Below are 12,785 nucleotides of genomic sequence, written 5' to 3'. Positions count from 1 at the left end.
TTATGCGAAATAGAGTTATAGCAGGATTACTGGTTTTGATCTTTTGCCTGGGAAAGACATCCTTTGTAAGCTATGCTGAAGAAATGGATGAAACGATAGCCTCAATGCAGCAGGAAGAGGCACAGACGCAGGAGACAATCTCAAATCTTGAGAAGCAGACTAAAGAGACAAAAGAAGCTATATCTGCGCTTCAGGGGCAAAGGACTCAGACACAGAATGCCCTGTCAAATCTTCAAAGCCAGAGTTCAGAATTACAAAAGACAATAAATGGATATTCGAATAAGCTGGATGACCTTAATGAAGAGATATCTGAGGCTGAAAAGGCAATGGCTGAAGTTTCTTCGGAAATAGTAAGGCTTGATAATGAACTGCAGGAAGCCAGACAAAAAGAAAAAGAAAGACATGATCTTTTGATGCTTCGAATGAAGAATACCTATGAGAGCGGTGGAAGCAAGGGAATAGTGCGAATTATCATTGAATCCGGCTCGATGCAGGAATTTCTTACAAAGTTCGAGTACTTCAGCGCAATCTTGCGTTATGATACCAAGGTCATTACTGAGTATAAGGCGCTGCAGGATCTTATTGAGCAAAAGGTTGAGGTTGTTGAGGAAAAAGAAGCTCAGCTTGATGAGTATCAGAATGTTCTCGATGCCAAGCATAATGAACTGGCAGATCTGACGGATGAGGTAAAGGGGAAATTAAGCAGTACTAACTCTTCGATTTCTTCTGAAAAGAATAAACTGGCAGATTATGATAATCAGCTTGCAGATCTTGATAAGAAGATGAAAGCGCTTGAAGCTCAGACTGCAGAAGCACAGGCTAAACTTGCTCAGCAGATAGCAAATCGTCTAGCTCTGACAAAGGAAGATACTTCCGGTGCGTATGCAGCAAGCGCAAGCGAACTTGAGTGGCTTGCAGCGACTATTCAGGCTGAAGCGGGAGGCGAGTCTTATACCGGCAAGCTTGCTGTTGGTTCAGTTATTATGAACAGAGTAAAGAGTTCGGCATTTCCTAACACCATTGTAGGCGTAATCACGCAGAACATGCAATTTGCGTCCTACAGGTCAGGCAAGGTCGAGCTGATAATAGCAAATGGTCCTAATTCTACCTGCATTCAGGCTGCTCAGGAAGTGCTTGATGGAGCACGTGTTGGCGATTATCTATTCTTTATGACGCAGTATTATGCTGATTATTACGGAATCAGTGAGTACACTATGATCGGCAATCATGCTTTCTTCTATAGGTGGATAACCAATAAGAAGGAACCGGAACAGACGAGCACTGAATCGCAGGAAAGTGAGGCACCTCAGGAGGCACAGCCTGAACCGTCATCTGAAGAAACACCCCAGGAGAACTATTCAGAGGAAACTCCTTCAGAAAACCAGGAGCCTTCAGAAGAGAATAATGAAAATCAGGAAAATCCGGAGCCTCAAGAGAACGCAGAACCTCAAGATTCATCTTCTCAGGAGGATGGCAATTCAGAAGGTGGTTCAGAGTAAAAAATCCTTGCGAATAATTTTATTTAGTTGTATTATGAAGCAAGTATTAAAACAAAAATTTATAAAAAAGCTATGACGAAGACAGTAGAGAGCATTCGAAAGCATACAGAGAGCTGACGGCCGGTGTAAGTCAGTGCAAGTAGAGGCTTATGAACTAAACTAAAATAGTTCTTTTATCGAAAATCACTTCTGAGCTGCGAAGTTGAAGTGCTGGCACATATGATGGTTTTGCGTGGCATGGCACCTAGATTTTGACGTAAACCTGGCGTTAACGGGAAACGTATTCAACCTGAATAATAGTGTTTTTTCGGGCGCGTATGTGTAAATAGGTGGTATAACGAGAGTATATTAAGAGCCTCGTCCTTTTTACAAAGGGCGGGGTTTTATTTTTTATCAGAAAGGAGCTCAAGATGTATAACAAAGTCGAAACTGACATGAATTTTGTCGGCAGAGAGAAAAAGATTGAAGAGTTTTGGAAAAAAGAAGACATTTTCCAGAAGAGCGTAGACACACGCAGTAAGGGTGAGATGTATATGTTCTATGATGGCCCGCCAACAGCCAATGGTAAGCCACATATCGGACACGTTCTTACCCGTGCTATTAAGGATATGATTCCAAGATACCGCACCATGAAGGGCTATACTGTTCCTCGTAAGGCTGGTTGGGACACACATGGACTTCCTGTAGAACTTGAAGTTGAGAAGATGCTTGGTCTTGACGGCAAGGAGCAGATTGAAGAATATGGAATGGAGCCTTTCATCAAGAAGTGTAAGGAATCTGTTTGGAAATATAAGGGAATGTGGGAAGACTTCTCAGGCACAGTTGGTTTCTGGGCTGATATGGAGCACCCATACATCACTTATGATGATAATTTCATTGAGTCTGAATGGTGGGCTCTTAACGAAATCTGGAAGAAAGGTCTTTTGTACAAGGGCTTCAAGGTAGTTCCTTACTGCCCTCGTTGTGGCACCCCTCTTTCATCTCACGAAGTAGCTCAGGGCTATAAGACTTTGAAGGAGCGCTCAGCAATCGTTCGCTTTAAGGTTAAGGATGAGGATGCTTATTTCCTTGCATGGACAACAACACCATGGACACTTCCTTCTAACATCGGTCTTTGCGTAAACCCTGATGAGAAGTACATCAAGGTTAAGGCTGTAGATGGCAATGTTTATTATCTGGCTCAGGCACTTGCAGATAACGTACTCGGCACTTTACTTTCCAAGGATGAGCAGGATAAACAGGCATATGAAGTTCTTGAAAGCTTTGTTGGAACAGACCTTGAGTATAAAGAATATGAGCCTCTTTACCAGTGCGCAGCAGATGAAACTGCCAAGCAGCACAAGAAGGCATTCTTTATCTATTGTGATAACTATGTAACTATGACAGATGGTACAGGTATCGTTCACATTGCGCCTGCATTCGGTGAAGATGATGCCCGTGTTGGACGTAAGTACGATGCACCTCTTGTACAGATGGTAGATTCACAGGGACGCCTTAAGCCTGAAACTCCTTTTGCAGGAATGAGATGTAAGCCTACTCAGAAGGAAATGGATGAGGGTGCAGTAAGTGCAGATCCAGAGGTATTAAAGGATCTTGATAAGAGAGGACTTCTCTTTGGCGCTCCTAAGATGGAACATGATTACCCACACTGCTGGAGATGCGGAACACCGCTTCTTTATTATGCTCGTTCATCATGGTTTATCAAGGTTACAGAAGTTAAGGAAGATCTTATTCGCAACAACAAGGAAATCAACTGGGTTCCTGAGTCAATCGGTAAGGGACGTTTCGGCGACTGGCTTGAGAATATTCAGGACTGGGGCATTTCCCGTGACAGATATTGGGGAACTCCACTTAATATCTGGGAGTGTGATGATTGTGGTCATCAGCTTTCTGTTGGTTCAAGAAAAGAACTTGCAGAGCTTTCAGGTGATCCTTCAGCAGAGACTACAGAGCTTCACAGACCTTATATCGATAAGTTTGAGATCACATGTCCTAAGTGTGGCAAGAAGATGCACAGGGTAAAAGAAGTTATCGACTGCTGGTTTGACTCAGGAGCTATGCCATTTGCTCAGCTTCACTACCCATTTGAGAATAAAGAATTATTTGAGAAGCAGTTCCCTGCTGAATTCATTTCAGAAGCAGTTGACCAGACAAGAGGATGGTTCTACTCACTTCACGCAGAAGCTACACTTCTTTTCAATAAGCCTGCATTTAAAAATGTAATAGTACTCGGCCTTGTGCAGGATGAGAATGGACAGAAGATGAGTAAGTCAAAGGGTAACGCTGTTGATCCTTTCGATGCTCTTGAAAAATATGGAGCAGATGCAATCAGATGGTACTTCTATACTAACTCAGCACCTTGGCTTCCAAGCCGTTTCTCAGGTGATGCAGTTATGGAAGGTCAGAGAAAGTTCCTTGGAACACTTTGGAATACCTATGCGTTCTTTGTGCTTTATGCAAACATTGATGGTTTTGATTCAGCAAATTATAAGCTTGAGCTTGATAAGCTCACAGTTATGGATAAGTGGCTTCTTTCAAAGCTTAACAGCTGCGTAAAGGCAGTTGATGAGAACCTTAACAATTACAGAATTCCTGAAGCTGGTAAGGCTCTTGATAACTTTGTTGATGAGATGTCAAACTGGTATGTTCGTCGCTCACGTGAGAGATTCTGGGCAAAGGGAATGGAACAGGATAAGATTTCTGCTTATATGACACTTTACACAGCTCTTGTGACAGTTGCCAAGGCAGCAGCTCCTATGGTTCCTTTCATGACAGAAGAAATCTATCAGAATCTTGTTCGTAAGAGCTTTGCTGATGCACCTGAGAGTATCCACCTTTGCGACTTCCCAGCTGTGGATGAGAGCCTTATAGATACTAAGCTTGAAAAAGATATGGAAGAAGTTCTTGATATCGTAGTTCTTGGAAGAGCAGCAAGAAACGCAGCAAACATCAAGAATCGTCAGCCTATAGGACAGATGTATGTTAAGGCTGAGCAGACTGTAGGTGAGTTCTACACTGATATCATCAGAGAAGAACTTAACGTAAAGAATGTGGCATTTACTGACGATGTTCGTGACTTTACAAGTTACACATTCAAGCCTCAGCTTAAGACATTAGGACCTAAGTATGGTAAGAACATTGGAGCTATCAAGGCATATCTTGAAAAGCTTGATGGCAATGCAACAATGGACGAACTTAACAACAACGGTTCTATCAAGTTTAATGTAAACGATGTTGACGTTGAGCTTGTTAAGGAAGATCTTCTTATTGAGATGGCTCAGAAAGAGGGCTTTGTATCTCAGGAGAACTGGGGAATCACAGTTGTTCTTGATACAAACCTTTCAGAGGAGCTTATTAATGAGGGATTTGTACTTGAAGTGATCAGTAAGGTTCAGACAATGCGTAAGGATTCCGGCTTTGAAGTTATGGATCACATCAAGGTTTCCTTGAATGGAAATGACAAACTTGCTGAGATCGTAAAGGCAAATGAGCAGAGTATCTCAACAAAGGTTCTTGCTAACGAAGTTGTCTACGGTTCTGATGTAGCTAATGCTAAGGAATGGGATATCAACGGCGAGAAAGTAAAGATTGGTGTTGAGAAAGTTTGATGATATATTATGTCATGTAACAGATAATGTTATGTAACAAATAAAAATTAGAATAAAAGAACGTGTATTTTCATGTGAATTATGGAAATATGCGTTCTTTTTTTATTTCATAAGAAATTGCTAAAAAACAAAAAATGCGTATTTCTATACTTTTGCAATATATAGTTATACAACAAAGAAATAAAATATCAATTATTTATTAAAAAACTGAAAATAATATCCGATATATTTGTTACAAAGATAAAATCTTTATCATAAAGTGTCTTAGCGCAAGGAAAGCGGAATACATGCACGGAAGCATGAGAGTGGAAAATGACCGGAGTAGTTGTCTTTAGAATTAGAAAAGACCGGTCGGGAAGATTATAAGTTGTTTCCTGATAGGCTCTGGTGGAAGGGATTTCGTGCATGGTAATTCAACATAATCTGACTGCGTTTAATTCTAATAGACAGCTTGGAATCATGAATGGCGTAAAAGCCAAGACTGCAGAAAAGCTGGCTTCTGGATATAAGATCAATCGTGCTGCGGATGACGCGGCAGGTCTAGCTATCAGCGAAAAAATGAGAAGACAGATAAGAGGGCTTTCGCAGGCTACAGAAAATGTACAGGACGGAGTTTCCTATGTACAGGTGGCCGATGGAGCTCTTGCTCAGATTGATGAAATGCTGGCTCGAATGACTCAGCTATGTGTTCAGGCTGCCACAAATACCCTTACAAATGAAGACAGGGCTGAGATAAATAAGGAAATCCAGCAGATCAAGATGGAGTGCACGAGAATCTTTCATGTGACAAGTTTTAATGAAAGACCGATCTGGGATGAAAATAATCAGACAAAAATACCTGTGGGAACAGAAAGAAGGCCAATTTATACATCAAGCCTTGGAACTACAGGAACAGTGACTGAGACTAACAGAGGCGCCTGGCCAAGTAACCAGTATTTTAATTATTCAACTACAGCAAATGGAGTGAAGGTAAGCTGGACCGGGTACGATGGAATCAATTATGAAAGTAAAGAAATACCATGGCCATCAGAAGAGGACCTAAAAAAAGGATTTACTATAAAGCTGGATGATACCACGATGGATTATAGCGGAACAAACGCTGCGGCCAGAGGAATAGAAATGGGCTTTACTTTTACTCTGGATGAGGATGCTACACTTGACATGCTTGTTAAAGACTTGAATGGCAAAAGAGCTTTTGCGGGAACTAGCTATACTGTAAGTGGAAGCGCAAAAGGATCAGGAGAAACATATAGTATAACAGGAAGTATGAATTATCTATCAGGTCTTGTTTATAGAGACAGTATAACTGGATCAGAGGATAGAATGGATCCAAGCGGCTCTGCTAATAACAGGGAACAGTCAAATACAGCAAGTGCTTTGTCCTTCCTATTTAATTTTGGAAAAAGCGATGAAACGCAGCCGGCTTCACCATCTACTTTTCCTGTAACGGTAAGCTATTCTGGTTCTGTGTCCACTTCATGTGGCACGAGAAATGATAATACAAAAGGATTGTGGTGGGATAGCAATAGATATGGAACATATAGTATGGGACAGGGGGCATCTAACAGTAGTCTTGAGCAGGCTGTTAAAAGCGCACTGGGAGCCCATACCAATCCGTACAACCATAATTCTGTAGAACTGAATGATTATGGTGGAACGCTTACGATCAGTTTGGGAATTACATCCGGTGAAGCTCTCAAATATGGAGATACTGGAGTGGAATTATCTACCAATCAGAGAGCGATGGGAAATCTTACTTTAACCATGTCTGTAGCAAAGGATGAGACAACTGATCATGTGCTACAGCGAATAAAGAATATAACCGGTGCAGATCTGACCAGGAGTTCATTTAATGGAATTAGCAGAAGTAATATATCTGTGGGGTATTTTGATGCGAATGTATATGGCGGAGCTATGGGGCTGAATATACAGGCAGGGGCTGATAATACTCAATCTGACATTATACCGATCATTTATGATGTTCTCAGTGTATATTATTTGGGAATTGATAATCTTAACACCTTAACCGATAGCGAAGCAAGGAAAGGACTGGAACTGATATCGAATGCCGCGCAGATAGTTGACGGACAGAGGGCCGTATTTGGAGCTTATCAGAATCGTATGGAACATACCATTCGAAATCTTGAGAATGTAGTTGAAAATACGACAAGCGCTGAATCACAGATAAGAGATGCAGATATGGCGGCTGAGCTGGTCAGATTTTCCAACAGTAATATTCTTTCTCATGCAGGAGATGCAATGCTTGCGCAGGCAAATCAGACAAATCAGGGAGTGCTGGCTCTGCTTAAGTAATATAGAAAGCTGATGTGTTTTTTGAAGGATTATTATCTTAGTTATGGAACGTGTTCAAGTTCAAATTATATTGTTTAGGGGGTCATATGGGACAGATTGTATCAGTTAGATGCCCGAAATGCGGGTATTCAGCCACATTGAATGTGGGCGTTGGGAAAAAATATAATGAATTTGAGTATGTGATTGAATTATTTGATGATGAGGCAAAAGAAAAGATTCGTGAAGCTATTAATAAACATGGAAGTAAGAACTGGAATGTACGGATTGATATAGGTGTTTGCAGCAAGTGTAAAAAAGTAGTGGAAATCCCAATTTTTACTGTTATGACGGAAGCGGGTGAACCGATTGTGATTGCATCAAAGTGTAAATGTGGAAGCAGGGCAAAGACATTTGAGGTGGACCGTGTTATATACGGAAAAGACGAACTCCTATGTCCACTTTGTGGCGAGGATCTAAAGGTGGAAGTCAGGGGACTTTGGGACTGACGTTTTTTAAACTTGAATTTTTACCTGAAGCGGGTACTTTTATTGGTTTAGGAGTTTTACATGATAGTTCAGCATAATCTTCCGGGCATGAATGCCAATCGACAACTAAATATATCTTCTGGAGTGTGGGCAAAAGCTGCTGAAAAACTGTCTTCCGGATACAAGATAAACAGGGCAGCAGATGATGCGGCAGGGCTAGCTATTTCTGAAAAAATGCGCAGACAGATAAGAGGGCTTAGTCAGGGTTCTGAAAATGCGCAGGATGGGGTATCATGGTGCCAGATTGCGGATGGAGCTCTTGATGAAGTTGATAACATGCTGGAGAGGATAAAAGAACTTGCTGTAAAGGCATCGACGGAAACTCTCCTGGATGATGACAGACTTTTTATAGATATGGAAGTCCAGAAGATATCCACTGAGATAGACAGAATACATTCAACCTGTACATTTAATGAAATGCCCATTTTTGACGGTGGAATGAATCCATCTAATTTGGGTTTTAATCTTCCCGGTTCTGTTTATCTTGAACTTCCAAATGGCAAGCAGATAGAAATTCTTTTACCATTTGTTGATACCGATGGCAATAAGGTTTCAAGCGCAGATGCTACAGAAGCTGTCGGGCAGGAAAATGCCTATGCTGACTCCGATATCGCAAAATTTGCTCAAAGTGCGGCAGCTTACGCCATCAATAAGCTCAGCTCAAATTTTCCCTCTTTGTTTGGAACTGCTTCATCAAGTGGAATACAGGTAGGATTGGAACTGGGGAATATTGATGGACGAAATGGAACCCTTGCGTATGCAGAACTGAAGATGTCTTCAAACTCAACATCAACTATCATGGCTTATACAATGAAGATAGACACAACAGACTATCCAATTGCTTCTTTTCCGTCAATGACAGATGGTCAAAAAGCAGATCTGGCAGCAGTTATCGCCCATGAAATGACACATCTTATTATGTACGATACATTGACTAAGGGAATGCTTGGAAGCCTGCCATCCTGGTTTGTAGAAGGCTCCGCGCAAACATCCAGTGGAGATAACGGATGGGTTTCTAATAGGTTAAATCCAGATTCTGATGAATCTACAATCAAGAGTTATATGTCACAACTTAGCTCTATGCCATATGGTGCCGGTTACCTTGCAACAATGTACTTGGGCCAGCTTGCGTCGGGGCAGTCAACTGTAAGCTCATCCAGCATAAAGAATGGATTGGACAGTATAATGACATACATGGCGCAGGGGCATACTTTCAGCGAGGCAATTGCGGCAAAAACCAGCTACTCAAGCCAACAGGCCTTTGAATCAGGATTTTCGGGCGCTGACACAACAGCTCTACAATTTGTTAAGGATTTGCTGAATGCAAGAGGAACAAGCGGAGCGGGTTCATTGTTTGGTGACCTTGGAAGTACTGAGAGCAGTTTATTTGGCTCGGTAAATGGAGCGACGAGTTCTAACTACGTGGTAAACAGAGATAATACAAGGTATGCAAATGCCTTTGGTTCAGGCTTTGATTTCTCGAATGTAAGTGGTGGAGGTGGTGGTTCAAATATATCATCGACGCTGTTTTTACAGGTTGGAACTGATGACAGGTCAGAGGATGTGATTCCCCTTAACAGGTATTCTATTTCTGTAGATCAGATTACTAATCATGCAGGATTTGACACAAAGACTGTTTTGAACGCAAGAAATACACTTGATGTAGTAAGTCTTGCTGCAGAGAATGTAAGCAAAATACGCAGCTACTATGGAGCACTTCAAAACCGACTTGAGCATACAATAAGAAATCTTGGCAATGTTATTGAAAACACTACTGCCTCTGAATCGCAAATAAGAGATACAGACATGGCGGCTGAGATGGTAAGATTTTCTAATACAAATATTCTGCTTCAGGCCGGACAATCCATGCTGGCTCAGGCTAACCAGACAAATCAGGGAGTATTGGCACTGCTTCAATAATTATTAAATTTCAATAAGGAAGTTTACAGATATTTTATAGAATTGTGTACATGTTTGCGGTAAAATATTTACAAGTATTGTGTTTAGAGGATAAGTTCAGGGAGTTTTAGACTAAAAATGCCCTTAACGAGGAGGCAGCATGAAGAAAAAACAGTTATCTTTTGACAAGGATTTGTTCAAGCGAAGCGTGCAGTACAATGTTAAGACTTTGTACAGAAAGACAATGGATGAGGCTACTCCACAGGAGCTTTATCAGGCGTCGGCTTATGCCATCAAGGATGCTATTGTTGACCACTGGATGACAACACAGAAAGCTGCAGCAGAGCAGGATCCAAAGATTGTTTATTACATGTCCATGGAGTTCTTGATGGGGCGTGCATTTGGTAATAACCTTATCAATCTTCAGGCATATAAGCCTGTAAAAGAGGCTTTGGATGAACTTGGAATTGATGTGAATCTGATTGAGGATCAGGAACCTGACCCAGCCCTTGGTAACGGTGGTCTGGGACGACTTGCAGCGTGCTTTTTGGATTCACTTTCAACTCTTGGCTATGTTGCTTATGGATGCGGAATCCGTTACAAATATGGAATGTTCCGTCAGAAAATCCAGGATGGATATCAGGTGGAAGCACCGGATACCTGGCTTGAAAACGGCAATCCTTTTGAACTTAGAAGAAATGAATATGCCAAGGAAGTTAAATTCGGCGGCTATGTAAATATGTATACTGATGAGTTTGGCAGAACAGTATTCAAGCAGGAAGGCTATCAGGTGGTTAAGGCTATACCTTATGATCTGCCTGTTATCGGTTATGGAAACGGAGTGGTTAACACACTTAGAATATGGGATGCTGAGCCTGTTCAGTGTTTCCAGCTCGATTCTTTTGATAAGGGCGATTATCAGAAGGCTGTCGAGCAGGAGAATCTTGCAAGTCAGCTTTGCGAAGTTCTTTATCCTAATGATAACCATATTGCAGGAAAAGAACTTAGACTTAAACAGCAGTATTTCTTTATCTCTGCTTCTGTTCAGACTGCAATTAAGAGATATTTAAAGAATCATGACGATATAAGAAAATTCTATGAAAAGGCTGTATTCCAGCTTAATGATACACATCCTACAGTTGCGGTTGCCGAGCTTATGCGAATTCTTATGGATGAGTATTATCTTTCATGGGATGATGCATGGGAAGTTACCACTAAGACTTGCTGTTATACTAACCATACTATCATGGCAGAGGCTCTTGAAAAGTGGCCTGTAGATCTTTTCCAGAGACTTCTTCCGAGAATTTATCAGATTGTGGATGAGATCAACAGAAGATTTGTGGATCGTATCATGCGCACTTACTCTGGCTCTGCCGGAATTGATGTTCAGGCAAAAATCCGCAGTATGGCGATTCTTTATGATAATCAGGTAAAAATGGCACATCTTGCAATTGTTGGTGGTCATTCAGTTAATGGTGTTGCAAAACTTCACACAGAAATTCTTAAGCAGAGAGAACTTAAGGACTTCTATGAGATGATGCCGGAGAAATTCAACAATAAGACTAATGGTATTACTCAGAGAAGATTCCTTTTGCATGCAAATCCTCTTTTGGCAGACTGGGTAACATCAAAGATTGGTGATGACTGGATCACTGACCTTTCCAAGATGGATAAGCTAAAAGAATTTGTTGACGATAAGAAGGCTCAGGCTGAGTTCATGGAAATTAAGCTGAAAAACAAGGAAAGACTTGCAGCTTACATCTATGAGCACAATGGAGTTAAAGTTGATCCAAAGTCAATTTTTGACGTACAGGTAAAGAGACTCCATGAGTATAAGAGGCAGCTTCTTAATATTCTGACTGTAATGTACAGATATTATGATATTAAGAGCCATCCCGGAAAAGATTTCTATCCAAAGACTTATATTTTTGGTGCAAAGGCAGCAGCCGGATATCTTACAGCCAAGCTTACGATCAAGCTTATAAATTCTGTTGCAGAAGTTATTAACAATGATGCTTCAATTAAAGGGAAATTAAAAGTTGTATTTATCGAGGATTACAGAGTATCCAATGCGGAGCTTATCTTTGCAGCGGCTGATGTTTCCGAGCAGATATCAACTGCAAGTAAAGAAGCATCAGGTACCGGCAACATGAAGATGATGCTAAATGGCGCTGTTACAATTGGAACCATGGACGGTGCTAACGTTGAGATTGTCAATGAAGTTGGCGAAGAAAATGCATTTATCTTTGGTCTTTCTTCTCAGGAAGTTATGGAATACGAGAAGAATGGCAACTACAATCCAATGGATATTTACAACACTGATCCTAATGTGAAGACAGTTTTGGATATGCTGGTTGATGGAACATTCTCCAAGGATAGAGAGCTGTTCAGACCACTTTATAACTGCCTGCTTAACAGAGTAAATTCCAATAAGGCTGACCAGTACTTTATTCTTAAGGACTTTGAGTCATACCTTGAGGCTCAGAACAGAATATCTGATGCCTATGCAGATAAGAAGCGCTGGGCAAAGATGGCACTTATGAATACAGCATGCTGCGGAAAGTTCTCATCTGACAGAACAATCCAGGAGTATGTTGATGAAGTATGGCATCTGGATAAGTTGAATATTGAAATTAAGTAAGGATTTAAATGATCTTATAAGCCTATAATTCGCAGGGTTTAAACAAAACAATTAACTCAAATTATAATTTATGCCGATTATCGGAGAAAGCCGACCGATAATCGGCATTTTATTGTGCCATAGAGGGGGTTGCTGTAAGGTAAGTACATAAGAACTTTGAACGACATCCGGAAGTCATTTAAGGTTAATTAAGACGAAAAAAGTAAGTACCATGGATAATTGCAAAACTTATGATGATCGTCAAAAATAAATAATAAAAAAGAAAAAGGAGATTTTTACTATGTACGCAGCAAATATTGAA

Annotated in this window: 6 protein-coding genes; all 6 read left to right on the top strand. The window is 40.9% G+C overall.

Annotation, left to right across the window (positions count from 1 at the left end):
* The first annotated feature begins 2 nt into the window (after positions 1 to 2).
* Positions 3 to 1,499 carry a cell wall hydrolase gene (locus tag BM086_RS07590; RefSeq protein WP_141107710.1) on the top strand — a complete coding sequence of 499 codons (1,497 nt, stop codon included), beginning with the start codon at positions 3 to 5 and terminating at the stop codon, positions 1,497 to 1,499.
* 410 nt (positions 1,500 to 1,909) lie between these two features.
* Positions 1,910 to 5,107 (top strand): isoleucine--tRNA ligase, encoded by a 3,198-nt coding sequence (ileS, locus tag BM086_RS07585; protein ID WP_092325408.1) that lies wholly within the window; start codon positions 1,910 to 1,912, stop codon positions 5,105 to 5,107.
* Between the two features lie 405 nt (positions 5,108 to 5,512).
* A complete protein-coding gene (locus BM086_RS21350) occupies positions 5,513 to 7,420 on the top strand; it encodes a flagellin N-terminal helical domain-containing protein (RefSeq protein ID WP_175560153.1) in 1,908 nt (635 codons plus the stop codon).
* Positions 7,421 to 7,506: 86 nt separating this feature from the next.
* A complete protein-coding gene (locus tag BM086_RS07570) occupies positions 7,507 to 7,905 on the top strand; it encodes a hypothetical protein (protein ID WP_092325407.1) in 399 nt (132 codons plus the stop codon).
* A 60-nt stretch (positions 7,906 to 7,965) separates the two neighbouring features.
* Positions 7,966 to 9,864: a flagellin N-terminal helical domain-containing protein gene (locus BM086_RS21700; RefSeq protein ID WP_092325406.1), complete on the top strand. Its 1,899-nt coding sequence runs from the start codon at positions 7,966 to 7,968 to the stop codon at positions 9,862 to 9,864.
* Between the two features lie 139 nt (positions 9,865 to 10,003).
* Positions 10,004 to 12,484, top strand: coding sequence for a glycogen/starch/alpha-glucan phosphorylase (locus tag BM086_RS07560; protein WP_092325405.1), 2,481 nt, complete (start codon positions 10,004 to 10,006; stop codon positions 12,482 to 12,484).
* Positions 12,485 to 12,785: the final 301 nt, after the last annotated feature.

The sequence above is a fragment of the Butyrivibrio sp. YAB3001 genome, from assembly GCF_900112195.1.
Lineage (GTDB): Bacteria > Bacillota > Clostridia > Lachnospirales > Lachnospiraceae > Butyrivibrio.
The sequence above is the reverse complement of the archived record's forward strand: the minus strand, read 5'-3'. Positions and strand labels throughout refer to the sequence as shown.

What these genes read in the sequence shown, in the direction of transcription:
- BM086_RS21700 (WP_092325406.1), top strand. Translation starts at nt 7,966, where the DNA reads ATGATAGTTCAGCATAATCTTCCGGGCATGAATGCCAATCGACAACTA.
- BM086_RS07560 (WP_092325405.1), top strand. Translation starts at nt 10,004, where the DNA reads ATGAAGAAAAAACAGTTATCTTTTGACAAGGATTTGTTCAAGCGAAGC.
- BM086_RS07590 (WP_141107710.1), top strand. Translation starts at nt 3, where the DNA reads ATGCGAAATAGAGTTATAGCAGGATTACTGGTTTTGATCTTTTGCCTG.
- ileS (WP_092325408.1), top strand. Translation starts at nt 1,910, where the DNA reads ATGTATAACAAAGTCGAAACTGACATGAATTTTGTCGGCAGAGAGAAA.
- BM086_RS21350 (WP_175560153.1), top strand. Translation starts at nt 5,513, where the DNA reads ATGGTAATTCAACATAATCTGACTGCGTTTAATTCTAATAGACAGCTT.
- BM086_RS07570 (WP_092325407.1), top strand. Translation starts at nt 7,507, where the DNA reads ATGGGACAGATTGTATCAGTTAGATGCCCGAAATGCGGGTATTCAGCC.